General features: G+C 70.7%; 22 protein-coding genes and 1 riboswitch. Of the genes, 17 read left to right on the forward strand and 5 right to left on the reverse strand.

Going from position 1 to position 23,859, the window contains the following annotated elements; all coding sequences use genetic code 11:
- Positions 1-807 (forward strand): cell division protein FtsQ/DivIB, encoded by an 807-nt coding sequence (locus tag YIM_RS13810; protein WP_153030748.1) that lies wholly within the window; start codon positions 1-3, stop codon positions 805-807.
- Here YIM_RS13810 and YIM_RS13815 read toward each other — a convergent pair.
- On the reverse strand, positions 768-1,427 hold the full coding sequence (locus tag YIM_RS13815) for a hypothetical protein (RefSeq protein WP_153030749.1): 660 nt from the start codon (positions 1,425-1,427) through the stop codon (positions 768-770). The two genes, YIM_RS13810 and YIM_RS13815, sit on opposite strands and share 40 nt — an antisense overlap.
- 250 nt (positions 1,428-1,677) lie before the next feature.
- Between YIM_RS13815 and YIM_RS13820 the strand changes: the two genes are divergently transcribed.
- On the forward strand, positions 1,678-2,190 hold the full coding sequence (locus tag YIM_RS13820) for a DinB family protein (RefSeq protein ID WP_153030750.1): 513 nt from the start codon (positions 1,678-1,680) through the stop codon (positions 2,188-2,190).
- On the opposite strand, the gene YIM_RS13825 is transcribed toward YIM_RS13820, so the two are convergent.
- On the reverse strand, positions 2,165-2,962 hold the full coding sequence (locus YIM_RS13825) for a DUF1295 domain-containing protein (RefSeq protein ID WP_153030751.1): 798 nt from the start codon (positions 2,960-2,962) through the stop codon (positions 2,165-2,167). The two genes, YIM_RS13820 and YIM_RS13825, sit on opposite strands and share 26 nt — an antisense overlap.
- Positions 2,959-4,221 (reverse strand): cyclopropane-fatty-acyl-phospholipid synthase family protein, encoded by a 1,263-nt coding sequence (locus tag YIM_RS13830; RefSeq protein WP_153030752.1) that lies wholly within the window; start codon positions 4,219-4,221, stop codon positions 2,959-2,961. Before YIM_RS13830 ends, YIM_RS13825 begins: the two co-directional genes overlap by 4 nt.
- 72 nt (positions 4,222-4,293) lie before the next feature.
- Here YIM_RS13830 and YIM_RS13835 point away from each other — a divergent pair, with 72 nt between their 5' ends.
- From YIM_RS13835 to YIM_RS13885, 11 genes are all read left to right on the forward strand, one after another.
- The gene (locus tag YIM_RS13835; RefSeq protein WP_153030753.1) at positions 4,294-5,559 is read left to right on the forward strand and encodes an NAD(P)/FAD-dependent oxidoreductase; all 1,266 of its coding nucleotides are present in this window, start codon (positions 4,294-4,296) and stop codon (positions 5,557-5,559) included.
- Positions 5,553-6,287 (forward strand): DUF1365 domain-containing protein, encoded by a 735-nt coding sequence (locus YIM_RS13840; RefSeq protein WP_153036964.1) that lies wholly within the window; start codon positions 5,553-5,555, stop codon positions 6,285-6,287. The genes YIM_RS13835 and YIM_RS13840 overlap by 7 nt, the downstream gene beginning before the upstream one ends.
- Positions 6,280-6,888: an ECF RNA polymerase sigma factor SigK gene (sigK, locus tag YIM_RS13845; protein ID WP_153030754.1), complete on the forward strand. Its 609-nt coding sequence runs from the start codon at positions 6,280-6,282 to the stop codon at positions 6,886-6,888. Before YIM_RS13840 ends, sigK begins: the two co-directional genes overlap by 8 nt.
- Positions 6,885-7,646 (forward strand): anti-sigma factor domain-containing protein, encoded by a 762-nt coding sequence (locus YIM_RS13850; RefSeq protein ID WP_153030755.1) that lies wholly within the window; start codon positions 6,885-6,887, stop codon positions 7,644-7,646. Before sigK ends, YIM_RS13850 begins: the two co-directional genes overlap by 4 nt.
- 220 nt (positions 7,647-7,866) lie before the next feature.
- Positions 7,867-9,201, forward strand: a complete 1,335-nt coding sequence (ftsZ, locus tag YIM_RS13855) for a cell division protein FtsZ (RefSeq protein WP_153030756.1) — start codon at positions 7,867-7,869, stop codon at positions 9,199-9,201.
- 9 nt (positions 9,202-9,210) lie between these two features.
- Entirely contained in the window at positions 9,211-9,918 is a 708-nt protein-coding gene (pgeF, locus tag YIM_RS13860; RefSeq protein WP_153030757.1) for a peptidoglycan editing factor PgeF, read from the forward strand.
- On the forward strand, positions 9,915-10,655 hold the full coding sequence (locus tag YIM_RS13865; RefSeq protein WP_153030758.1) for a YggS family pyridoxal phosphate-dependent enzyme: 741 nt from the start codon (positions 9,915-9,917) through the stop codon (positions 10,653-10,655). The genes pgeF and YIM_RS13865 overlap by 4 nt, the downstream gene beginning before the upstream one ends.
- Before the next feature lie 112 nt (positions 10,656-10,767).
- The gene (locus YIM_RS13870) at positions 10,768-11,409 is read left to right on the forward strand and encodes a cell division protein SepF (RefSeq protein WP_153030759.1); all 642 of its coding nucleotides are present in this window, start codon (positions 10,768-10,770) and stop codon (positions 11,407-11,409) included.
- A gap of 148 nt (positions 11,410-11,557) precedes the next feature.
- Complete coding sequence (locus YIM_RS13875) at positions 11,558-11,842, forward strand: YggT family protein (RefSeq protein WP_113693163.1); 285 nt, start codon at positions 11,558-11,560, stop codon at positions 11,840-11,842.
- Between the two features lie 48 nt (positions 11,843-11,890).
- Positions 11,891-12,751, forward strand: a complete 861-nt coding sequence (locus tag YIM_RS13880; protein WP_153030760.1) for a DivIVA domain-containing protein — start codon at positions 11,891-11,893, stop codon at positions 12,749-12,751.
- Positions 12,752-12,840: 89 nt separating this feature from the next.
- The gene (locus tag YIM_RS13885) at positions 12,841-13,494 is read left to right on the forward strand and encodes a hypothetical protein (protein WP_153030761.1); all 654 of its coding nucleotides are present in this window, start codon (positions 12,841-12,843) and stop codon (positions 13,492-13,494) included.
- A 156-nt stretch (positions 13,495-13,650) separates the two neighbouring features.
- Here the strand turns inward: YIM_RS13885 and YIM_RS13890 are convergent, their stop codons facing one another.
- Positions 13,651-15,390 (reverse strand): FUSC family protein, encoded by a 1,740-nt coding sequence (locus tag YIM_RS13890; protein WP_153030762.1) that lies wholly within the window; start codon positions 15,388-15,390, stop codon positions 13,651-13,653.
- Between the two features lie 330 nt (positions 15,391-15,720).
- On the opposite strand from YIM_RS13890, the gene ileS reads away from it, so the two are divergent.
- Both ileS and YIM_RS13900 read left to right on the forward strand, forming a co-directional pair.
- Positions 15,721-18,894, forward strand: coding sequence for an isoleucine--tRNA ligase (gene ileS / locus YIM_RS13895; RefSeq protein WP_153030763.1), 3,174 nt, complete (start codon positions 15,721-15,723; stop codon positions 18,892-18,894).
- Between the two features lie 221 nt (positions 18,895-19,115).
- Positions 19,116-20,690 (forward strand): penicillin-binding transpeptidase domain-containing protein, encoded by a 1,575-nt coding sequence (locus tag YIM_RS13900; RefSeq protein ID WP_153030764.1) that lies wholly within the window; start codon positions 19,116-19,118, stop codon positions 20,688-20,690.
- On the opposite strand, the gene YIM_RS13905 is transcribed toward YIM_RS13900, so the two are convergent.
- Complete coding sequence (locus tag YIM_RS13905; protein WP_228004712.1) at positions 20,677-21,186, reverse strand: MOSC domain-containing protein; 510 nt, start codon at positions 21,184-21,186, stop codon at positions 20,677-20,679. The genes YIM_RS13900 and YIM_RS13905 overlap by 14 nt on opposite strands.
- 182 nt (positions 21,187-21,368) lie before the next feature.
- Here YIM_RS13905 and YIM_RS13910 point away from each other — a divergent pair, with 182 nt between their 5' ends.
- The gene (locus YIM_RS13910; protein ID WP_153030766.1) at positions 21,369-22,847 is read left to right on the forward strand and encodes a potassium/proton antiporter; all 1,479 of its coding nucleotides are present in this window, start codon (positions 21,369-21,371) and stop codon (positions 22,845-22,847) included.
- Between the two features lie 143 nt (positions 22,848-22,990).
- Entirely contained in the window at positions 22,991-23,668 is a 678-nt protein-coding gene (locus YIM_RS13915) for a M23 family metallopeptidase (protein WP_153030767.1), read from the forward strand.
- Positions 23,669-23,732: 64 nt separating this feature from the next.
- A riboswitch (SAM riboswitch) is annotated at positions 23,733-23,847 on the forward strand.
- Positions 23,848-23,859: the final 12 nt, after the last annotated feature.

Genomic DNA, 23,859 nt, shown 5'->3' on the forward strand with positions numbered 1-23,859 from the left:
GTGACCACGGCCAGGGAAGCCAGGCAGCGGCGGCGGCGCGGGCCGGGCGAGGAGCGCGGACCGGCGCGGTCGGCGTCGGCCAGTCGCCGGGGTCGCCGCCCGGCCAGCGCGCGGCAGCGCACCGGCACCCGGCCGAGCCGCCGCAAGGCGATGCAGCGCCGGTCGGTGGCGATCCTCAGTGCGCTGAGCGTGATCGCCGGGCTGTACCTGGTTTTTTTCACCTCGCTGCTGGGCGTTCGCACGGTGGAGGTGGTCGGTGCGACCAGCCTCTCGCCCGACCAGATCCGCGCGGTCGCCGCGGTGCCGGACAGGCGCGCGATGCTGCGGGTGGACACCGACGAGATCCGCGACCGGGTGCTCACCCTGCCGGGTGTGGCCACCGCGGACGTCTCGCGCTCGTGGCCGTCGACCATCGAGATCGCCGTCTCCGAACGCACGCCGATCGGGTTCTTCAACACCGGCCAGGAAATCCACCTGGTCGACGATTCGGGGTTCGTGTTCAAGAAGGTGCCGGTGGCGCCCGCCGGACTGCCGGAGCTGAAGCTGGCGCGCGTCGGCCCGGACGACCTGGCCACCCGCGCGGCCACCGCGGTGCTGATCTCGCTGCCGGGACAACTGCGCGGCCAGGTCGCCGCCGTCGGCGCCGACTCACCGGGCAGCGTCCGGCTGGACCTCAACGACGGCAGGCAGATCCGCTGGGGCGACGCGGACCAGCTGGACCGCAAGACCAAGGTGCTCGCCGCCCTGCTCACCCAGCCGGGCAGGATCTACGACGTCTCCAGCCCGGAACTTCCCACGGTTTCCTGAATTCCCGGGGAATCGTCGTAGCGGAAGCCGAGCAGGGTGATTTCCCGCAGATCCGGGTCACCGTCGAAAGGCTTGCCCTCGTAGGTGATGCCGAACATCGCGCGCAGTGCCTCTTCGCCGAGGTCCAGCGGGTGGAACGGGAACGGGCACGGCCGCAGCGGCGCGCGATCGCCGGACCAGTAAGGCTTTTCGAACATCAGCGCGTCCCCGGTTTCTTCGAGGATGCCGTATTCCGGGGCCAGGCTGAGCGAGCGCACCAAGGTTCCCCGTTCCCACATCGCGTACGCGAACCAGTCGACCGCGCTGTGCATCGCGTGCAGGTAAACGGTGGCGTTCCCGGCCGGTTCCAGCAGGTTCGGCGGGAGTTGCGAAGGCTGGTCGACGGCGGCCTCCGGCGCGCAGATCACGGTCAGTCCGGGAAAGCAGCCGACGTACATGCGGCCGTCGGGCGGATTCACGTTCTCCAGCAGGTTCCCGTCGCCGATTTCCTCGAGCACGCCGTGCGGCTGGAGTCGCCGGGCCATCGCCCGCGTCGCCTCGCGGTCGGGCACGGGGTGGCCGGGCAGCACCACCTTGGCGTCGTCCTCGGAGTAGACCAGCATGGCGGTCACCGCACCCATGGGCTCTCCTTCCGGCGCGCACTGTCGTGTGTGGAGCGAGCCGGGCCAGTGAACCAACTGGCCGCCGTGGAGATGACTAGTCTCGGCGAGCGAGCGTTGTCCCAGCATCGAACCCCCTTCGGTCGGCCGTTCTCCTTCGAGCATGTCCCTGGCCGCGGGCCCGCCGCATCAACCTCTTGGTGGATGCCGCACCGGTGAGCACTGGGCAATTCCTTAGCTCGCCGGAGTTGCACAGTGCAGAATGCCGGACATGGTGAACCCCGAAACGCGTCCCGAACCGCCGATGACCGGTTCCGAGCGCGATCAGCTCAACGGCTTCCTCGATTTCCTGCGCAGCGCGATCGTGCTCAAGGCGGACGGGCTCACCGACGAACAGGCGCGGGCGGTGCACGTCCCGACCAGCGGGCACACCACCATCGCCGGTCTCGTCGGCCACCTGACCTACGTCGAGTCGTACTGGTTTTCCGTGGTGCTCGGCGGTCAGGAGGACCCGTGGCGCGAGCGGTTCAAAGAGGACCCCGACGCCGAGTTCACCGCCGCGGCTTCGGTGCCGATCGCCGAACTGGTAGCCGCCTACGAAGCGGAATGCCAGACCGGCCGCGAAATCGTCGCGAAGCTCGACCTGGACCAGGTGATCACCTTCGGCCGCAGTCGCGAAGTGAGTGTGCGCTGGGTACTGATGCACATGATCGAGGAAACCGGCCGCCACGCCGGGCATCTCGATCTGCTGCGCGAACTCACCGACGGGCGGACCGGGGAGTAGTGCGCCGCGGCGGCAACGGGAAGAACCCGCTGGTGCGCTCGACGTAGTAGGCGTAGCCCGGCCTCGTGCGGTGGAGTCCCTTCTCCAGCAACGGTTTCCCGGTGCCCTTGGCCAGGGTGAAGGTCATCACCAGCGGTGAGAGCACGGTGGCCGCGCCCGGCCAGGTCGAGCACGCCAGCAGGTAGAAGCCCCACCAGACGCAGGCGTCGCCGAAGTAGTTGGGGTGCCGGGTGTAGCGCCACAGCCCGGTGTCCAGCACCCGGCCGCGGTTCGCCGGGTCCGCCTTGAACCGCCGCAGCTGCTCGTCGCCGATGGTCTCGAAGCCGAACCCGACCAGCCAGACCGCGAGACCAAGCCAGCCGAGCACGCCGATCCCGGTGCCGTGCTGGGCGGCCAGCACCGGCAGCGAGACGAACCACAGCACCAGCGCCTGCACCAGGTAGACACGCACGAAGATGCGCGCGCCCGGCCGGTCACCCGCGCGCTCGACCATGCGGACGTAACGCGGGTCCTCGGGCAGCTTGTGGTTGCGCAGGTGCAGGTGGACCGCCAGCCGCACGCCCCAGACCACGGTCAGCCCGGTGACCACCAGCCGCAGGGGCAGGTCCCCGGTGCCGTACGGGAAGGCCACCAGCGCGACCAGCGCGAACCCCAGTCCCCAGAAGGTGTCGATCGTGTCGTACCGCCGCCTGGCCAGCGCGATCGCGAAGGTGGCGCAGACGGCCACCAGCGCGATCCCGAGCGCCACGGCGGCGCTGATCAGCAGGTTCATCGCTCGCGGGTGGCCGGAAGTCCGCTCTCCCCGGCCTCACCCGGTCGTACCGCCAGGATCTGGTCCACTCCCATTCGGTTCTCCTCGAAGGCCAGCGCGCCGCCGACCAGGTAGAGGCGCCACACCCGCGCCCCCGTCTCGCCGATCAGCGCGACCACGTCGTGCCACCTTGACTCGAGCGTGTCCGTCCAGGCACGCACCGTCTCCACGTAGTGTTCACGCAACGCGTGCACGTCGCGAATCTCGAAGCCCGAAACCTCCAGATGGCCCAGCGTCCGCGAGAGCGGGCGCATGGTCATGTCGGGGGCGATGTAGCGCTCGATGAACGCGCCGCCGCCGGGTGCCACCGCGCCACGCGACATCTGCTGCAGCACCAGCCGTCCCCGCGGCCTGAGCAGGCGGAACAGGGTGTCGGTGTAGCGCGGGTAGTGCTGCTCGCCGACGTGCTCGCCCATCTCGATCGAGGCCACCGCGTCGAACGGCTGGTCGTCCAGTTCGCGGTAGTCCTGCCGCCGGACCTCGACCCGATCGTGCAGATCGTGCGCGCTCACCCGGGTGCGCACGTGCTCGGCCTGCTCGGCGGACAGGGTCACGCCGACCGCGTGCACGCCGTGGTGCTTGGCCGCGTGGATCAGCAGCGAACCCCAGCCGCAGCCGACGTCCAGCAGGCGCATCCCCGGCCGCAGCCCGAGCTTGTGGCAGATCAGGTCGAGCTTGTCCCGCTGCGCCCGCGCCAGGTCGTAACCGGGCCGGTCGGAGGTCCAGTAGGCGCTCGAGTAGGCCATCGACTCGTCCAGCAGCAACTGGTAGAAGGCGTTGCCCAGGTCGTAGTGGTGGGCGATGGCGGACCGGTCGCGCAGCGGGGTGTGCAGCCTGCCGGTCAGCCGTGCCTCCTCGGCGGGCGGCTTGGGCGGCGGCCCGAGCACGCCGAGGCGCAGCGCCAGCCAGGCGGCCCTGGCCCGGTCCGCGGGTTCCATTCGCGTTCGCTTCACCGCGCCCGACCTGGTCAGCGCCCAGATCCGGCGGAAGCCCTCGGCGAGATCGCCCTCCACGTCCAGGTCACCGGTGACATACGCGCGGGCGAGCCCGAGTTCACCCGGTGCGTAGAGCAGCCGCCGCAGCGCCCGCCGCGAATTCAGCACCGCGGTGACGCCCGGTGGCCCGGCACGCGAGCCGTCCCAGGCGCGGATGCCCACCGGCAGCGGTGCGCCCAGCAGGTCCCGAGCGAATCCGGCGATGCGGTCGGCGGTTGTCGGCATATCAGGGATTCGCGGACGCGGCCCTGGGGGATTGGTACCAATCCGCCCGCGCGCGGGCGCCGAATGCCCGGTGTGCAGATCACTGGAGAACGAGTCGCTGTCATCGGCAGCGGCGTGGCCGGGCTCACCGCCGCCTACCTGCTGCAACGCCGCTACGACGTGCTGCTGTTCGAGTCCGGCGAGCGGCTCGGCGGGCACGCGCACACCCACGACGTGGCGGGCGCGCACGGCACGATCGGGGTCGATTCCGGCTTCATCGTGCACAACGAGCGGACCTATCCGACGCTGCTGAAGCTGTTCGGCGAGCTGGGCGTGCGCACCCAGGAGACCGAGATGTCGATGAGCATCCGGTGCGACGGCTGCGGTCTCGAGTACGCCGGCGCGAAGGGCCTGCCGGGATTGTTCGCGCAGCGGCGGAACCTGCGCAATCCGCGGTACCTGCGGATGCTGGCCGAGGTCAAGCGGTTCCACCGGCACGCGGCGCGGGTACTGCGCTCATCCGACGCCGGGGACGTCACGATCGGCGCCTTCCTCGCCATCGGCGGGTATTCGCGGTACTTCGTGGACCACTTCGTGCTGCCGCTGGTGTCGACCGTCTGGTCCGCCGAGCGCACCCAAACCCTGCGCTACCCGGCGCCCTACCTGTTCGCCTTCCTGCGCAACCACGGCATGCTCTCGGTGTCCGGTTCGCCGACCTGGCGCACGGTGACCGGCGGCTCGCGCGAGTACGTCGAACTCGCGGTGAAGCAGCTGACCGCGGTCCACCTGTCCACGCCGATCCGGTCGCTGCGCCGGGCCGCGGCCGGGATCGAGCTGCGCGACGACGCCGCCAGCGTGCACCGAGTGGACAAGGTCGTGGTGGCCACCCACGCCGACCAGGCGCTGGACCTGCTCGAACAGCCGACAGAGCATGAGCGCGAGGTGCTCGGCGCGTTCGGTTACTCGAGCAACGAGGCGTGGCTGCACACCGATCCGGGCGTGCTGCCGCGCACACCGGGCGCTCGCGCGTCCTGGAACTACGCCGCGCCCAGCTGCGGCGCGGACAACGGCGCGGTGCAGGTCAGCTACGACATGAACCGGCTGATGCGCCTGAACGAACCGAACGGTTACGTGGTCACGCTGAACCCTCCGCCGGGCATCGCCGCGCCGGATGTGCTCGCGCGGATGACCTACGAGCACCCGATCTACACGCCGGAGTCGGTCGCCGCGCAGCGACGCCTGCCCGAGCTGAACGACGGGGTCGTCGCCTACGCCGGTGCCTACCACGGGTGGGGCTTCCACGAGGACGGTTGCGCCTCGGGTGCGCGCGCCGCCGAATCGCTGGGGGTGCGCTGGTGACCGCCGCGCTGTACGACGCCACGGTGGCGCACGTGCGCCGGATCGACCCGCCGCTGTCCTTCACGCACCGCGTGTACCTGTGGCTGGTCGATCTCGACCGGACGCCGCGCCTGCCACGCTGGCTGCGGCCGTTCGCCCGGTTCGACGGGCGCGACCACTTCGTCCAGGACGAGCCGGGCACCATTCGCGAGAAGCTCGACGCGTGGCTGGCCGACCGGGGCGTCGACCTGCGCGGGGGCCGGGTCGTCATGCTGGCCGGCGCGCGCGTGCTCGGGTACGTGTTCAACCCGATCACGCTGTACTGGTGCCACCGGCCGGACGGGGAACTGGCCTGCGTGGTCGCCGAAGTGCACAACACCTACCGCGGGCGGCACGCCTACCTGCTGCACCCGGACGCGCGGGGCCGTGCCAGCGCGGCGAAGGAGTTCTACGTTTCGCCGTTCCAGACCGGCGACGGCGAATACCGCATGCGCGTGCCCGAACCGGATTCGCTGCTGTCCGTTTCGGTGGCGCTGCGCCAGGCGGGCTCGACTCCGCTCACCGCCACCCTCCGGGGGGTGCGTCGTGCCGCGGGTGCCGGTGATCTGGTCCGTATGCTGCTGGCCCGGCCGTTCGTCCCGCAGCGTGTGACCGCGCTGATCCGCAAGCACGGCGTCGCACTGTGGCTGCGCCGCGCGCCGATGCCGAAGGTGACGCCGGCCGGCCGACTCGGAGGACTCAATGGATGAGACGGCACCTCGCCGGCCAGGTGAACCCCTCCGGCCGGTCACCGGCGAGGACGGGCCGACCACCGAAGACCTGCTGGTCCAGGTGGCCAAGGGGGACGAGCGCGCGTTCGAGCAGGTCTACGACAGGCTGGCCGGGCCGATCCTCGGCCTGGTCCGCCGGGTGGTGCGCGACGGCGCGCAGTCCGAGGAAGTGGCCCAGGAGGTGCTGATCGAGCTGTGGCGCACCGCGCCGCGTTACTCGCCGGACCGCGGCAGCGCGCTGAACTGGGCGCTGACCCTGGCGCACCGCCGTGCGGTCGACCGCGTGCGCTCCGCCCGCGCGAGCACGGAACGTGAGGTCAAGGCCACCTTCGAGGCGAGCAGGAACCGCCCGTTCGACGAGGTCGCCGAATCGGTCACCGCCAGCTGGGAACGCCAGCAGGTGCGCCGCTGCCTCGGCAATCTGACCGAACTGCAACGGGAATCCGTGCTCCTCGCGTACTACCAGGGCTACACCTATCGCGAGGTGGCCGAAGTGCTGTCCACCCCGCAGGGCACGGTGAAGACGAGGCTTCGCGACGGACTGATCCGGCTGCGGGACTGCTTGGGGGTGACCGCATGACTTCGCCGGACATGCACACGCTGGCCGGGGCGTACGCGCTCGACGCGCTGGACGACCTGGAACGCGAACGGTTCGGGCGGCACCTCGCCGAATGCCCGTCGTGCGCGCAGGAGGTGCGCGAGCTGCGCGCGACCGCCGCGCGGCTGGGCGCCGCGGTGGCCGAGGACCCGCCGCCGGGGATGAAGGGCGAGGTGCTGGCCGCGGTCCGGGCCACCCGCCAGGAACCGCCGTCCGCCGGCGGTGACCGGGGCGGCCGGTCCCGGCGTGGCACGGGAGCGCCGCGCTGGATGGTTTTTGTCGCGGCCGCCGCGGCCGTGGTCGGCCTCGCCATCGGCGGGGTGTTCGGCGGGCTCGCGCTGCACACGCAGGGTGAGCTCGATGCCGCACGTCAGCAGGCCGCCCAGGCACGGGAGAAGTACGCGCCGATGGGGGAGCTGCTGGCGTCACCGGACGTGGTGACCGCGCACGATCCGGGTGGTCACGGCACGGTGGTCATGTCGCCGAGCCTGGACAAGGCGGTGTTCATGGCGTCGAACCTGCCCGCGCCCTCACCGGACCGCGAGTACCAGGTCTGGCTGATGCACGACGACGGCGGAGTGCGCTCGATGGGGCTGGTGCCGGGTGGTCCGGAACCGGGGTCGGTGCTCACCGCGCAGGGCCTGAGCGGGGTGGCCAAGATCGGGGTCACGGTGGAGCCGCGCGGTGGTTCGCCGTCGCCGACTTCCGCACCCCTGCTGACCATCTCAATGGCGGCTTGACACTTTCCACACACGAAGGCGTTGTGGTCAAAGAGATTGGGACGCGCGCGGCGTGGCTCCTGGATTAAGGGCCTGGCGGTCCCTACCTTCTGGAGCAACGTCGGTAGTTGACATAACTCTAAGCCTCGACTAGAGGTCGAGGGTTTCGGGCGGGGAAGTGTCCGAGGGGCGACCGCCGGCGGGGCAACACGCACAGTCACGATCAGGAAGGCGGATCCCGATGACGCCCCCGCACAACTACCTCGCGGTGATCAAGGTCGTCGGCATCGGTGGCGGCGGCGTCAACGCCGTGAACCGGATGATCGAGGTCGGCCTCAAGGGTGTCGAGTTCATCGCGGTGAACACCGACGCGCAGGCGCTGCTCATGTCCGATGCCGATGTCAAGCTCGACATCGGCCGCGAACTCACCCGCGGCCTCGGCGCCGGGGCCGCCCCGGAGGTCGGCCAGCGCGCGGCCGAGGACCACCGCGAGGAGATCGAAGAGGTCATCAAGGGCGCCGACATGGTGTTCGTGACCGCGGGCGAGGGCGGCGGCACCGGTACCGGCGGCGCCCCCGTGGTGGCGCAGATCGCGCGCAAGCTCGGCGCGCTGACCATCGGCGTGGTCACCCGCCCGTTCTCCTTCGAGGGCAAGCGCCGCGGCAAGCAGGCCGAGGACGGCATCCAGGCGCTGCGCAACGAGTGCGACACGCTGATCGTCATTCCCAACGACCGGCTGCTGCAGCTCGGCGACATCGGCGTCTCGCTGATGGACGCCTTCCGCTCGGCCGACGAGGTGCTGCTCTCCGGTGTGCAGGGCATCACCGACCTGATCACCACGCCCGGGCTGATCAACCTGGACTTCGCCGACGTCAAGAGCGTGATGTCGGGTGCGGGCAGCGCGCTGATGGGAATAGGGAGTGCGCGCGGTGAGGGAAGGGCGGTGCAGGCCGCCGAGAAGGCGATCAACTCACCGCTGCTGGAGGCCTCGATGGACGGGGCGCACGGCGCCCTGCTGTCCATCGCCGGTGGCTCCGACCTCGGCCTGTTCGAGATCAACGAGGCCGCCTCGCTGGTACAGGAGTCCGCGCACCCGGACGCCAACATCATCTTCGGCACGATCATCGACGACTCGCTCGGCGACGAGGTCAGGGTCACCGTGATCGCGGCCGGTTTCGACGCCGGCGCGCCGACGCACAAGAAGCTCGACCCGTCCGCGGTCGGTTCGCGCAGCTCCACCGTGTCCGCCGAAGCCGGCCAGCTCGGCGGCTCGGGCGGTTCCGGTGCGCTGCCGTCCGCGTCCTCGCAGCGGCCGGGCACGCCCGCGCCGGGCCAGCGCGCGCAGTCGCCGGTCGGCGGGGCCACCGGCGAGCGGATCACCGGCGGCGGTTTCGGCGGTGGCACCGGCTCGATCTCGGGCGGCCTGCCGCAGCCGGGCGGGAGCCGTCCCGGCTACCCGACGCCGCGCACCACCTCGCAGAGCACCCAGGGCAACCTGCCCCCGGGCCGCCCGGTGCCGGTCACCGACGACCCCAGCGACGACGAAGTGGACGTTCCGCCCTTCATGCGTCGCTAAGCTGCGTTGGTGCGTATTCGGAGGGTCGTCACGACCAGGGCGGGCGGTGTCTCACGGGCACCGTACGAAAGCTTCAACCTCGGTGATCACGTCGGCGACGACGAATCGGCGGTGGCGGCCAACCGCCGCCGCCTCGCCGGGGAACTCGGTTTGGCCGAGTCCGATCTGGCCTGGATGGAACAGGTGCACGGGCGCACGGCGACCGTGGTCGACCAGCCCGGCGGTCCGCCGGCCGAGGCCACCGACGCGCTGGTCACCGCGCGCCAGGGCGTGGCGCTGGTGGCGCTGGTCGCCGACTGCGTGCCGGTGCTGCTCGGCGACCCCGAGAACGGGGTGGTGGCCGCGGTGCACGCGGGCCGCGTCGGCGCCAGGGTGGGCGTGGTCCCGGCCGCGCTGGACGCGATGAAGTCGGCGGGCGCCGAACTCGACAAGGTCGAGGCGCTGCTCGGCCCGGCGATCTGCGGTGAGTGCTACGAGGTCCCCAAGGCGATGGCCGACGACGTCGAGGCGCACCTGCCCGGCAGCGCGTGCAAGAGCCGCAACGGCACCCCGGGGCTCGACCTGCGTGCCGGGCTGTGGCGCCAGCTCGCCGACGCCGGGATCGCCAAGATCGGTCTCGACCCGCGGTGCACCGCCGAGGACCGGACGTTGTTCAGCTTCCGCCGCGACGGCACCACCGGGAGGCTCGCCGCGATCACCTGGGTCGAGGCGGAATGAGCACCGACCGGCAGTCAGAGCTGGCCGAGTCGCTCGAGCTGGTCCGCGCGCAGATCCGCGACGCCTGCGCGGCCGCCGGGCGCCGCCCCGAAGAGGTGCGGCTACTCGCGGTGACCAAGACGTTCCCGGCGGTCGACGCCGCCCTGCTGACCGATCTCGGCATGACCGACCTCGCCGAGAACCGCGATCAGGAAGCGGGCGCGAAGGCCGCGGAAGTGGCGGCCATGCGCCCGGGTTCGCGCGTGCGCTGGCACATGGTCGGCAGGCTCCAGCGGAACAAGGCCCGATCGGTGGTCCGCTGGGCTGACGAGGTCCAGTCGGTGGATTCGATCCGGCTCGCCGACGCGCTGGCGAAGGCCGTCCGCACGGCGCGGGAGCGCGGCGAACGTGATCATCCTCTCGATGTGCTCGCCCAGGTCAGCCTGGACGACGAGGAGACGGCGCGCGCCCGCGGTGGTTGCCCGCTGCCGGAGTTGCCCGCACTGGCCGAGAACCTCACCCAGTCGGGTGATTTACGGCTCCGGGGGCTGATGGCCGTGGCTCCGCTGGGTACCGATCCCCGCGAGGCCTTCTCCCGGCTGGCGGCAGCCAGGGAAAAGTTCCTTGAAGACCACCCGTCGGCCATGGAACTCTCTGCGGGGATGAGTGGTGATCTTGAACAAGCCATCGCGTGCGGCTCGACCTGTGTGCGTGTCGGAACCGCGTTGCTCGGACGGCGAGGTTTAGCCTCACCGTAGTGAAATCGTCGAGCGGCGCCGCTTTCGGTGACGTAGCGTAACGGTGGGGCACTGGCGTGGCTTTCGGGCGTGAGTGGCCGTGAGGGTCGAAGAGGGCAGGGAGGCACACCGCATGAGCGCGCTGCAGAAGCTGAAGGCGTACTTCGGCATGGTGCCGGCCGACAGCGACGGCTACGACGGATACGACAGCTACGACGGCGACTACCGGCGTGACTCCCGTGACCGCGAATACGACTACGCCGACGATGCGGACGAGTACGAAGCCTACGAGGAGCCTGCCGCACCGCCCGTGCGCACCCGCTCCCGGGGCCGCTACCGGGCGATGGACGAGTTCGACGACGAGGAGCCGCGCTCGCGTGGCCGCGTGCCCGCCGCCACGCCGGCGGTGCAGGGCGCGCTCGCGGTCGACCGGCCGGATCCGGTGGCCAGGCTGCGCCCGGTGCCGGAGCAGTCCAGGGTGCCCAGCCGTGACCCGCTCAGCCGGATCACCACCCTGCACCCGACCAGCTACGCCGAGGCCAGGGCGATCGGCGAGCACTACCGCGACGGCATCCCGGTGATCATCAACCTGACCGAGATGGACAACGCCGACGCCAAGCGGCTGGTGGACTTCTCCGCCGGGCTGGCGTTCGCGCTGCGCGGCTCGATGGACAAGGTCACCAACAAGGTGTTCTTGCTCTCACCGCCGGACGTGGACGTGACCGCCGAGGACCGTCGTCGCATCGCCGAAGGCGGGCTCTTCCTCCGCAACTGACACCTGCCGCGGACCAGGGGCATCGGCCGATGGGCCGGTGCCCCTGAACGGCGTTCCCCGGTGTTGTACGGTGTTGTCCGCCACGCCGGTTCGCCCCTGGTCAGCCCACTGCCCGCACGCCGGGGCACGGGTGTGGCAGAGTGGAGACGTGCAAGCGGTCTGGATCGTCCTCTACTACGTGCTGTTCGCGTTTTGGCTCCTGCTCACAGCACGGGTCGTGGTCGAGCTCGTGCGCGCCTTCGCGCGCGAGTGGCGCCCCGCCGGAGGGGTTGCGGTGACGCTGGAGACCATCTACACAGTTACGGACCCGCCGGTCCGATTGGTCCGGCGGATCATCCCGATGGTGCGGATTGGCGGCGTCGGACTGGACTTATCGATTATGGTGCTGCTGTTGGTTGTGTTCATACTGATGCAACTGGCGTATCCAGGGTGATCGGGGACCCTGGTGACCTGCAGGCCATGGAGTGCGTGAGGTGATCTGATGTCGTTGACCCCCGCTGACGTGCACAACGTCGCGTTCAGCAAGCCGCCCATAGGCAAACGGGGCTACAACGAGGACGAGGTGGACGCGTTCCTCGACCTGGTGGAGACCGAACTCGCCCGGCTCATCGAGGACAATAACGAGCTCCGCCAGCAGGTTGAGCAGCTCGATGCAGAGCTGGAATCGACCCGTGGCGAGCTGGAGACCGCGCGGTCCGCCGGTCCGGTGGGCAACGTGCCCCCGCCCGCGCCGGTGCGCGAGGAACCCCGGCGGCTGGCCCCCGTTCCGCCGCCCAGTGCGATGGAGCAGACCCAGGCCCACGGCATGGGGCCGGACAACGGCGAGCCCAATGTGCAGGCGGCGAAGGTCCTGGGCCTGGCCCAGGAGATGGCTGACCGGCTGACCGCCGAGGCGAAGACCGAGTCGGACGGCATGCTGGCCGAGGCCAGGACCAAGTCGGAGCAGTTGCTCTCCGACGCTCGGGCCAAGTCGGACTCGATGGTCAACGAGGCGCGCACGCGTGCCGAGACCATGCTGAACGACGCTCGCACCAGGGCGGAAACCCTGGAGCGGCAGGCGCGCGACAAGGCGACCACGATGGAACGCGAGTCGCAGCGCAAGTACACCGAGACGATGAACAGCCTGAACTCCGAGAAGAACACGCTGAACAAGCGGATCGAAGAGCTGCGGACCATCGAGCGGGAGTACCGCACGAGGCTGCGTGGTTTCCTCGAGTCGCAGCTGCGTGAGCTGGACGACCGCGGCTCGGCCGCGCCCGCCTCGCCGGGTGCGAACCAGTCCGCGAGCGGTTCCAGCAGCGGACAGGGCTACTCGTTCGGCCCGCGCGCCGAAGCCGGCTGAAGCCACTCGATCGAGTGAACCGACGGCTCCGACCCTCCCGCCGGGAGGGTCGGAGCCGTTTCGGCATGTCGTCCGTGTTGTAATTCACCGTGCTCTACGTCGTGCTGGTGCTGGTGCTGGTTGCTGCGGGTCTGGTTGTCGCGGGTCTGATCACCGCGAACACGTTGTGGGCCTGGGTCTCGGTGGGCGTTTCGGTGGTGGCCGGGATCGTGATGCTGGCCGAGTGGCTGCGCCGCCGGAAACGGGCGGCGGCTGCCGCGGCCGAGCCCGCCCCGGCTTCGGCCGAGGAAAAGGCCAAGCCGGACGCTGACTCCGACTCCGACGCTGATGCCGTCGAGGGCGAGGTCGCCGGAGAACTTCCGCTCGACGAGGAGCCGGCGGAGAAGGAGCCCGCCGCGGCTACCGCCGTCCTCCCCGCCGCGGGTGATTCGGAGAAATCCGCCGAGCCCGAGCCCGAAGCTGTGGCCGAGGCTGGGGAGTCCGCCGCAGCCACCGGCGACCCGGGCGAGGAAGACACCGATGCCGCCGATCTGCTGGTGGTCTCGAGCCTGGACGTCGAGGTACTGGTGGTCGATGAGTACCCGCGCTACCACCTCGCCGACTGCACCTGGCTGATCGAGCGGGACACCATCCCGATCGCCGTCTCCGAAGCTCGCGACCTGGGCTTCACCCCCTGCGACCGCTGCGGCCCGGACGCCACCCTGGCCGCCGCCCACCGGGACAGCCACAAAGCCAGCAAGTAACCCCGCGGCGGTTCTCTCCCGCCTCGATGCCCGCAGCTTCCCCGGCGCAGCCCGCTGGTGATGCCTGTTCGCTTCACCGCTCCGGGCTGCGACTGTTTCGCTCGCGCCGCCGGCCCACGGCCGACCCTTGACGGCTGCGCTGCTTAATTTGCGAGTTCACCGTCCCGGAGTGGGGAGGGCGGCCAGGTTGGTGCTCAGGGAAGTCAGGAGCAGACGCTGCTCATCGTCCTTTGGGGTGTGATGGGTGGGCTGACCGGCCAGGAGGGTGGTGATGGGGTCGGCGAGGGAGGCGTGTCGTCGGCCGGGGAGGGCGAGGGCGACGGCGGTGGTGTGCAGGGCGCGCAGGGCATCGGCGGTGTCTTCCAGCGAATCCTGTTGCGGGGCGGTGGGTTCCGCGCTGCCGGGCTCGGTGGCGAGCAGGTCCTGTTGGGAGCGCGCCGACTGGCGGAAGAGGCGTGCCAGGGCTCGAGGGTCGGCGTCGCCTCGTAGGGTGGCGGCTAGGTGTGCCAGCAAATCCCGCGTGTCCGCGACGGCGGTGTCCAGTCGTTCCTCCGGGCTCGGCTTGCGAACGCCTGGCACGGCGGCAAAACCGAACAGCAGGCCGATCATCGCCGACAGCAGGATCAGCAGCAGGTACTCCACCAGCACCGGCGCCGGGTCCAGGTGGCGGTTCGCCGCGTTCACGCCGACGCTCATCAGTACCACACAACCGTTGAACAGCAACGGTTTGCTGGTCATGAACGGAAAACCGGCGAGCATCGCGACCAAGCCGACCGGCAGCAACGCCGACGGCGGCAACAGCCAGATCACCAGCGCCAGCACCACCGCGCCACCCGCCGAACCGGCGATCCGCTGCCACGCCTTGCTCAGGCTGTCCCGCCATTCCGGCTGCATGATCGCGAAAGTCGCCATCAGAAACGACAGGGTCAGCGGGTCACCCGGCCGCAACCTGGCCACCGCCAGCGCGACGAACATGCCCAGCGCCACCCGCACGGCGTGCCGCGTCTGCGCCGATTTCCACGACAGGGCACCACGAAGCTCGGCGTCGAGCACGCGCCGGTGCAATCCGCGCGGCAGCTCCACAGTGGACTCATCGCGCGTCGTCGCGGCTTTGTGCACCGCGCCGAGGGCGTCCCACATCGAGGTGAACCATTCGCGGGTCGCGCCGGGCAGGTCGTCCGGGGGTGCCGGAGCGGAGAACAGACTGTCCGAAGTGGAGCGAGTGCGGACCAGGGAAGCGACCCGATCCGCTTCGACGGAGTCCACGGCCACGCCGCGTTCTTCGAGCACGCCCCGTGCCGCGCGGTAGCGCAGGGTGTGGGCGAGCACCTGGGCCGTCCACCGCCGCGGCCGGTCGCCGAACCACTGCCGGGCGGCCTGCTCCACCGAGCCGTTACCCGCCAGCAACTCGGCGAGCGCCTCGCGGACCGGCTTGCCCGGGTCGCGAAGGCCGGCCAACACGCGCAACACGATGGCCACGCCGACGGCCAGCGCGGGCGCGCCGAGCACCTGGGCGACGCTCGCCGAACCGGTCAGCTGGAACCCGTAACCGAACACCGAGGACATGCCGAGTCCGAGCCCGACCGTCACGTACCGGCGTCCCAGCACGGGCAGCAGCCCGGCCGCGAACACCACCACCGTGAGCAGCCCGATCGCCGCCCACTCCGACACCTCGCCGAGCAGCCGCGGCACCCCCGCGCCGAACACCAGCGCGGGCGCGAAACCGGCGAGCAGGCGCAGGTCCGCCCGCAGCGGCCCGCCGAACGCGGCCAGCAGGCAGAACAACGCGGTCAGCGCGGCGAGCACGGTCGCGCCGCCGAGGCCGATGAGCGCGCCAAGCCCGGCCACGCCGCCCGCGACCACCACGATGATCACGGGCAGTGCCAGCCCTTTCACCGATCCTCCATGATCACCGACGATAAACGCGGTCCGCCGAACCGGCCCATCGACCGGACCCGCGCGCCAAAGCCGACCTCCCCGGAATCCACTTGCACCGGCGCGTTAACCTGGTAGAACACAGGCGCTGATCCGGCCATCACCGGGGAGCCTCCGGAAGAACAGGCGCGAGCCCCAGTAGAACCGGACGGGTACGGCCCGTGACAGCCGTCGAACGAGCGGCCCGTGCTTCGCGCGCGGGCAAGCGGGGTGGTACCGCGGAACGCGGCCGGGACCGGCCGGGCTTCGTCCCCGTATCCCGGGACCACTGGACACCGCGAGGAGCGCTCGATGTACCCCAAGGCCGAGGCTGGTGAACCGACCGGTCAGGTGCCGTCCCAGCCGTCGTTCCCGGCGCTGGAGAAGGACGTGCTGGCCTACTGGGAGGCCGACCGGACCTTCCAGGCCACCGTGGAAGCCCGCGACCCCGGCGTGAACGGTGCCAACGAGTACGTGTTCTACGACGGCCCGCCGTTCGCCAACGGCCTGCCGCACTACGGGCACCTGCTCACCGGGTACGTCAAGGACATCGTGCCGCGCTTCCAGACCATGCGCGGCAAGCGCGTGGAGCGCCGCTTCGGCTGGGACACCCACGGCCTGCCCGCCGAGCTGGAGGCCGAGCGGCAGCTGGGCATCACCGACAAGTCGCAGATCGACGACATGGGCATCGCCGCGTTCAACGAGGCGTGCCGCGAGTCGGTGCTGCGCTACACGAACGAGTGGCGCGAGTACGTCACCCGCCAGGCGCGCTGGGTCGACTTCGACCACGACTACAAAACGCTCGACGTCACCTACATGGAGTCGGTGATCTGGGCGTTCAAGCAGCTGTGGGACAAGGGCCTGGTCTACGAGGGCTACCGCGTGCTGCCGTACTGCTGGCGCGACGAGACCCCGCTGTCCAACCACGAGCTTCGGATGGACGACGACGTCTACGCCAGCCGCCAGGACCCCGCGGTCACCGTCGGGTTCCGGCTCGACGGCAACGGCAACGACCTCGACGGCGCGCACCTGCTGATCTGGACCACCACGCCGTGGACGCTGCCATCGAACCTTGCCACCGCGGTGCACCCCGAGGTCACCTACGTGCACGTCGCGTCCGGCGACCAGCGCTTCGTGCTGGCCGAGGCGCGCGTCGCCGCCTACGCCAAGGAACTCGGCGAGGAGCCCGAGGTGCTCGCGCGGTACACCGGCGCCGAGCTGCTCGGCACCCGCTACGTGCCGCCGTTCCCGTACTTCCTCGGCCAGGAGAACGCGCACCGCGTGCTGTCCGCGGACTACGTGACCACCGAGGACGGCACCGGCGTGGTGCACATCGCGCCCGCCTACGGTGAAGAGGACAAGGTGGTCACCGACGCGGCCGGGATCACCCCGGTCACCCCGGTGGATTCGAAGGGCCGGTTCACCGACGAGGTGCCCGACTACGCGGGCCAGCTGGTGTTCGACGCCAATCCGAACATCATCAAGGACCTGAAGAACGGCACCGGTTCGGCCGGGCGCCAGGGCGCGGTGCTGCTGCGCCACGAGACCTACGAGCACCCGTACCCGCACTGCTGGCGCTGCCGGAACCCGCTGATCTACCGCGCGGTTTCGTCGTGGTTCGTCGCGGTGACCGAGTTCAAGGACCGGATGGTCGAGCTGAACCAGCAGATCACCTGGTACCCGGAGCACGTCAAGGACGGGCAGTTCGGCAAGTGGCTGGAGAACGCCCGCGACTGGTCGATCTCGCGCAACCGGTACTGGGGCACGCCGATCCCGGTGTGGACGTCGGACGACCCGAACTACCCGCGCACCGACGTCTACGGCTCGCTCGACGAGCTGGAGCGCGACTTCGGCGTGCGCCCGGCGGACCTGCACCGGCCGCACATCGACGAGCTGACCCGGCCCAACCCGGACGACCCGACCGGGAAGTCCACCATGCGCCGGGTGCCCGAGGTGCTCGACGTGTGGTTCGACTCCGGCTCGATGCCCTACGCCCAGGTGCACTACCCGTTCGAGAACGCCGAGTGGTTCGAGCACCACTACCCGGGTGACTTCATCGTGGAGTACATCGGGCAGACCCGCGGCTGGTTCTACACGCTGCACGTGCTGGCCACCGCGTTGTTCGACCGGCCGTCCTTCCGCACCTGCGTCTCGCACGGCATCGTGCTGGGCTCGGACGGGCAGAAGATGTCGAAGTCGCTGCGGAACTACCCGGACGTCAACGAGGTGTTCGACCGGGACGGCTCCGACGCGATGCGCTGGTACCTGATGGCCAGCCCGATCCTGCGCGGCGGCAATCTCGTGGTGACCGACCGGGGCATCCGCGACGCGGTGCGCCAGGCGGTGCTCCCGCTGTGGAACTCGTACTACTTCCTGGCCCTCTACGCCAACGCCGAGGGCACCGAGGGCAAGTGGCGCACCGACTCGAAGCACGTGCTGGACCGGTATGCGCTGGCCAAGACGCACGAGCTGGTGACCGACGTCGAGGCAGCGCTGGAGGTCAGCGACGTGGCCGGCGCCTGCGCCACCGCCCGCGAGTTCCTCGAGGTGCTGACGAACTGGTACGTGCGCCGTTCGCGCGACCGGTTCTGGGCCGGTGAGCAGGACGCGGTGGACACCCTGCACACCGTGCTGGAGGTGACCTGCCGGGTGCTGGCGCCGCTGCTGCCGCTGACCACCGAGTCGGTGTGGCGCGGGCTGACCGGGGAGCGCTCGGTGCACCTGGCCGACTGGCCGGGCACCACCGAGCTGCCATCGGACGCGGCGCTGGTCACCGCGATGGACCGGGTGCGCCAGGTGTGCTCGTCGGCGCTGTCGCTGCGCAAGGCGAACAAGCTGCGCGTGCGGTTGCCGCTGGCGAAGCTGCTGGTGGCCGCCGAGGACGTGGACGCGCTGCGCCCGTTCACCGACATCATCCGCGACGAGGTGAACGTCAAGTCGGTCGAGCTGACCGACGACGTGGCCGCGCACGGCGGGGTCGAGGTGGCGGTGAACGCGCGGGCCGCGGGACCGCGGCTGGGCAAGGACGTGCAGCGGGTGATCAAGGCGGTCAAGGCGGGCGAGTGGTCCACTTCGGACAGTGGCGCGCTGGTGGCGGCCGGGATCGAGCTGCTGGAGACCGAGTACGACCGCAAGCTGGTGGCCAAGGACGAGGGCGCGGCGGTCGAGCTGCCGGGCGGGTCCGGGCTGGTGCTGCTGGAGACCGAGGTGACCCCGGAGCTGGCCGCCGAGGGCGTGGCGCGTGACCTGGTGCGCGTGGTGCAGCAGGCGCGGCGTGACGCCGGACTCGAGGTGGCCGACCGGATCGCGCTGGTGGTGGACGCGCCGGCCGAGGTGGTCGAGGCGGCGAAGGCGCACGAGGAGTTCATCGCCGGCGAGACGCTGGCGACCTCGGTGGCCTACGACGTGTTGGGCGCCGGGGCCGACGGGTCCGCGGGCACGGTCGGCGAGGGTGTCAAGGTCGCCGTGGAGGTGCGCAAGAACTGAGCGGAGGGGGCCCGTGAGTGGCGGCGGGGGATTGGCGGGGACCGGGGACCACCGCCACTCACGGGCCGAGCGTGACAGCTCGTATGTTGTTGATCACAACAAATCGTGCTGGAACCATGACACCTCTTTCCCAGTGGTCTGGACAAGCGGCCATTCGGGCTAACGAGCCGAGCGGTCGTGCCCGCTGCTTATGCTTGCCGGGGACAACTGGGGGTTGAGCCATGACGGCGGTCGCGAAGCGCTGGGTACTGGGGGTCGCGGCGGTGGCCGTGGTCGGCATCGTCGCGGCGGCGGTGGTCTTCCTGTCCCGTGACGACGAACCCGCCTCGGTCACCGCCGAACCACCGCCCGGACCTCGGGAAACAGTCACCCGGTACCTCACCGCGCTCAGCAGCGGGGACCACCGCGCCGCCGCCGGGCTGACCGACGATCCGGCCGCCGCGATCGCGGTGCTCGACGCCGTGCGCACCGGGCTCAACGCCGAAAAGCTCACCGCGAAGCTCGTCGAGCTGGCCGAAACCACGGCGGAGATCAGCTTCGACTGGAAGCTCGGCGTCGGCGACTGGCGCTACGACAGCACGATCGAATTCGCGCAACGCGACGGCACCTGGCTCGTCCACTGGACGCCTGCGCAAATCCATCCCAAGCTCACCGCGGACAAGCGGCTGGCCGTCAAGAGCGCCGAGGGCGCCCCGGTGCTCCTGGACCGCGACGGCAAGGCGATGTTCGTCCGCGAGGGCGGCGGCACCAAACCGGTGGCGGGCCTGCGGGTGGACGCGCTCATCGCGCGCATCGCCGGATACGCCGCCGAGCACGCCCCGGTCGCCTGGTCCGTCGAACTGCGCGACGCGGCGGGCACCACGCTGGAGGATCTCGGCGGCGCGGCGGGCCTGGTCGCCGAGCCGCTGGTGTCCACCCTCTCCAGCGAAGCGCAGGAGGCGGCGCAGAAGGCGGTGGACTCGGCCGGTGGCGCCGCGATGCTGGTGGCGATCAATTCGGCGACCGGCCGGATCCTGGCGATGGCGCAGAACGCCGCCGCCGGTGACCAGCCGAAGGCGGTGTCCGGGCTGTACCCGCCGGGGTCCACGTTCAAGATCGCGACCGCCGCGGCGGCCATGCGGGCGGGCACCGGGCCGGACACCGTGCTCGACTGCCCCGGCGAGGCGCGGATCGGCACGCGCACCATCCCGAACGACGACCGGTTCACCATTCCGCCGTCGCCGCTGCACACCACCTTCGCGCGGTCGTGCAACACCACGTTCGCGCGGCTCGCCGGGGACCTGCCCGCCGATGCGCTCGCCGGCGCGGCAACCGGGTTCGGGTTGAACGCGGACTTCGACATCCCCGGTCTCGCCACCGAGACGGGAAAGGTGGAGGCGTACGCGGACGAGGCGAAGCGCGTCGAGGCGGGGATCGGCCAGGGCGACGTGGTGGCCAGCCCGTTCGGCGTGGCGCTGATGACGGCGACGGTCGCGAGCGGGCAGCCGATCACGCCGTCGCTCTGGCGCGACGATGCCTCCGTGGTGACCACCGGGTACGAGGCGCCGGAGGCCGAGGTGCTTGGCCCGTTGCGCGACATGATGCGGGAGGTCGTCACCGGCGGCACCGCGCGCGAACTTGCCCGGTACGGCGACGTGCGCGGCAAGACCGGCACGGCGCAGTTCGGCGACGGGCGTGGCGCGCACGGCTGGTTCACCGGCTACCGCGGCGAGGTGGCGTTCGCGGTGCTGGTGGAGAACGCGGGCTCGTCCGGGCCCGCGCTGGCGGTGAGCGGCCGGTTCCTCAGCGCGGTCTGAAGAACTCGCGGAACTCGTCGACGATGGTGGGTCCACCGTCCGGCTGCGCGACGATCCGCACGGGGTCACCGGCTCGGACCGGGCCCGGCGTGATCACCCGCAGGTAGGCGCCGGGGCGGGCGTGCTCGACGAAACGCTTGATCCACCGCGCCTCGGCGATTTTCCCGGCGAAGGTCGCGCACGGCACGCGCGGGCTGCTGACCTCCAGCACCAGCTCGTCGCCGACGAGCCAGCGCTGCCCGATCGGGGCCTCGGTGAGATCCAGCCCGACGGTGGTCAGATTCTCGCCGAACGCGCCCGGCGGGAGGTCGCGGCCGAGCAACCGTGACCAGCGCGCCAGGTCCTCGGCGGCGTGGGCGAGCACGGCCTGCTCCTCGCCGCCGTGGTTGCGGTGGTCACCCACGTGATCACCGTCGAGCCCGCTGCCCGCCGGTCCAGGCACCCGGACGTGCACCGGACCCGGTACCGGTCGCTTGTGGAATCCCGTGGTGGGCACGGATTTCCACGGATTCGGTTGCGCGGAGCCGATATTCACCGATTGCACCATGGGCATGTCGGAAGTCAACCATTCGGCCGAATCGGGGCCCAGCCATTTTCCGTTGCGCCGCACCGACGACACCGCGCGAACGCACGTTCACTATTCTGAGTACGCGATCAGGTGACGAGGGGAGGCGGCGGATGGACCAGCTCCCGGTGATTCTCGGGGCCGGCGCGGTCGTACTGCTCGTTTCCGTGCTCGCGGTGCGGATTTCGATCCGGCTCGGCCTGCCCTCACTGCTGCTCTACCTCGGGATCGGCGTCCTGATCGGCGAAGCCGGGCTGGGCCTGGAGTTCGAGAACGCCACGCTCACCCAGTCGCTCGGCTTGGCCGCGCTGGTGATGATCCTCACCGAAGGCGGCCTGACCACTCGTTGGCAGACCGTCAAACCGGCGCTGTGGCCGGGAATCGCACTGTCCACTGTGGGCGTTGGGGTGAGCATCGCGATCACCGGCACGGCGCTGCACCTGCTGCTCGGCCTGGACTGGCGGATGGCGCTGCTGTGGGGCGCGGTGCTCGCCTCCACCGACGCCGCCGCGGTGTTCTCCGTGCTCCGTTCGGCGGGCATCGGCAAGCGGCTGGTCGGCACGCTGGAGATCGAGTCCGGCATCAACGACGCGCCCGCCTACATCGCCGTCGTCGTGCTGGCCAGCGGGACCACAGTGGACTGGACGCTGCCGTTGCTGGTGGTCTACGAGCTGGGCGCGGGCCTGGTGATCGGGCTGGCGCTCGGTTGGGCAGGCGCACTGGCGCTGCGCAAGGCGGCGCTGCCCGCCACCGGCCTGTACCCGGTGGCCACCGTCGCGGTCTGCGTGGTCGCCTACTCCGGCGGTCAGCTCGCGCACGCGTCCGGGCTGCTGGCCACCTACGTCGCCGGGGTGGTGCTCGGGAACTCCCGGCTGCCGCACCGGTCCGACACGCTGTCCTTCGCCGAAGGGCTCGGCTGGCTGGCGCAGATCGGGTTGTTCGTGCTGCTCGGCCTGTTCGCCTCGCCGGGCAGGCTGCTGGAGAGCCTGGTCCAGGGCCTGGTGGCCGGGGCGGTGGTGCTGCTGCTGGCACGGCCTGCCTCGGTGGTGCTCTCCGCGCTGCCGTTCAAGCTGCCGTGGCGCGAGCAGGTGTTCCTGTCGTGGGCGGGGCTGCGCGGGGCGGTGCCGATCGTGCTGGCGATGATCCCGCTCGCCGAGGGCGTGCCGGGAGCGCAGGAACTGGTCGACGCGGTGTTTGTGCTGGTCATCGTGCTGACCCTGTTGCAGGGCGCGACACTGACCCCGCTCGGCCGGTGGCTCGGATTGTCCGACTCGACCGAGGCCAAGGAGATCCAGGTCGACGCCGCGCCGCTGGACGAGCTGGGCGCCGAACTGCTCCAGGTGCGCATCCAGCGCGGCTCGCGGATGCACGGCGTGTATCTGTCGGAGCTGCGGTTGCCCGCTGGCGCGTCGGTGAGCCTGGTGGTCCGCGACGGCAAGTCGTTCACCCCGCAGGGCACCAGTCGCCTCCAGGAGCTGGACCAGCTGCTCGTGGTCACGACCGAGCAGGCGCGGACGGCGACCGAGCGGCGGCTGCGCGCCATCGACCGGGCGGGCAGGCTGGCCCGCTGGCGTGGCGAGTCCGGTAGCTAGTTCGATACTTAGCTCAGTGTGACCTGGGTCACTGAACACGGATTTGTCTCACCTCGTGTATTCCTAACTGCCGCCGAATGGCTTACGTTTCGCTCGCATTGACTAACCCGAATGGTGGATAGTGAGCGTAGGGAGCGCGGAGCGTGGCTGACTCGTCGAGCCTTCGTGGACTGGTCGCGACCGCCGTGCTGGCCGGTGGCCTCCTGCTGGCACCTTCGGCGTCGGCGGCTGAAGCGTTCCCTGTGTTCACCCTTCCGTTCGAGACCGGGCAGCAGGTCAGCTCGGCCGGTATCCACTCGGACAACGGCAACAGCGGGGTGAAGAACGCGCTCGACCTGAGCCCGCGCGACGGCCTGGTGCGCGCGCCACTGGCCGGCACGGTCCGGTTGCAGCACTGCGACGGTGGCGACTGGGTGACCATCGATCACGCGGGTGGCTGGCGCACCGGTTACTACCACCTGGAGCGGATCGCGGTCGCCGACGGGCAGGCCGTCGAACCGGGCGCGCTGCTCGGCGAAACCGGCAACGCGCTGCCGTGCGGCGGCAGCAGTTCCGGTGCCCACGTGCATTTCACTCTGTGGACACTGCCGGACGGGAACGCGCGTGCGGCGGACGCGCTCGACGCGGGGAACTGGGACGGGCTCAGCTACCGGCAGGTCCACTCCCGCATTGCCGAAGTGCACGGGGAACCGGTTGATGGCAAGGAATTCGGCGGCTGGCGGTTCACCGAGGGCGCCGAGCAGTACAGCGGCGTCGCGACGCACGTCGCCGATGGCGAGGCGGTCCAGCTCCCCGGCCGGTTCCGGTACGAAGCGGAGTGATCGCCGTCTCACCCACTGGGCGGCCCTGGCGCGGGCGCCGTCCAGTGGGTTACCTTTTCCGCTAGGTCATGAGTGCCAGCGTCAAGCCCCGGCTAGCTGGCCGGCAACCCTCCAACCGCGGTGGGGTGCCCCGGGTGAGGACCTGGCTCGTCACGAGGTGTGGCGGGCAAGCGCGGATCCTCGAGGCGGGG

The sequence above is a fragment of the Amycolatopsis sp. YIM 10 genome, from assembly GCF_009429145.1.
Lineage (GTDB): Bacteria > Actinomycetota > Actinomycetes > Mycobacteriales > Pseudonocardiaceae > Amycolatopsis.

Bases quoted from the DNA above. Each gene is read 5' to 3' on its own strand.
- YIM_RS13815 (WP_153030749.1), bottom strand. From the start codon at position 1,427: ATGGGTGCGGTGACCGCCATGCTGGTCTACTCCGAGGACGACGCCAAG.
- YIM_RS13820 (WP_153030750.1), top strand. From the start codon at position 1,678: ATGGTGAACCCCGAAACGCGTCCCGAACCGCCGATGACCGGTTCCGAG.
- YIM_RS13825 (WP_153030751.1), bottom strand. From the start codon at position 2,962: ATGAACCTGCTGATCAGCGCCGCCGTGGCGCTCGGGATCGCGCTGGTG.
- YIM_RS13830 (WP_153030752.1), bottom strand. From the start codon at position 4,221: ATGCCGACAACCGCCGACCGCATCGCCGGATTCGCTCGGGACCTGCTG.
- sigK (WP_153030754.1), top strand. From the start codon at position 6,280: ATGGATGAGACGGCACCTCGCCGGCCAGGTGAACCCCTCCGGCCGGTC.
- YIM_RS13850 (WP_153030755.1), top strand. From the start codon at position 6,885: ATGACTTCGCCGGACATGCACACGCTGGCCGGGGCGTACGCGCTCGAC.
- ftsZ (WP_153030756.1), top strand. From the start codon at position 7,867: ATGACGCCCCCGCACAACTACCTCGCGGTGATCAAGGTCGTCGGCATC.
- YIM_RS13865 (WP_153030758.1), top strand. From the start codon at position 9,915: ATGAGCACCGACCGGCAGTCAGAGCTGGCCGAGTCGCTCGAGCTGGTC.
- YIM_RS13870 (WP_153030759.1), top strand. From the start codon at position 10,768: ATGAGCGCGCTGCAGAAGCTGAAGGCGTACTTCGGCATGGTGCCGGCC.
- YIM_RS13880 (WP_153030760.1), top strand. From the start codon at position 11,891: ATGTCGTTGACCCCCGCTGACGTGCACAACGTCGCGTTCAGCAAGCCG.
- ileS (WP_153030763.1), top strand. From the start codon at position 15,721: ATGTACCCCAAGGCCGAGGCTGGTGAACCGACCGGTCAGGTGCCGTCC.
- YIM_RS13900 (WP_153030764.1), top strand. From the start codon at position 19,116: ATGACGGCGGTCGCGAAGCGCTGGGTACTGGGGGTCGCGGCGGTGGCC.
- YIM_RS13910 (WP_153030766.1), top strand. From the start codon at position 21,369: ATGGACCAGCTCCCGGTGATTCTCGGGGCCGGCGCGGTCGTACTGCTC.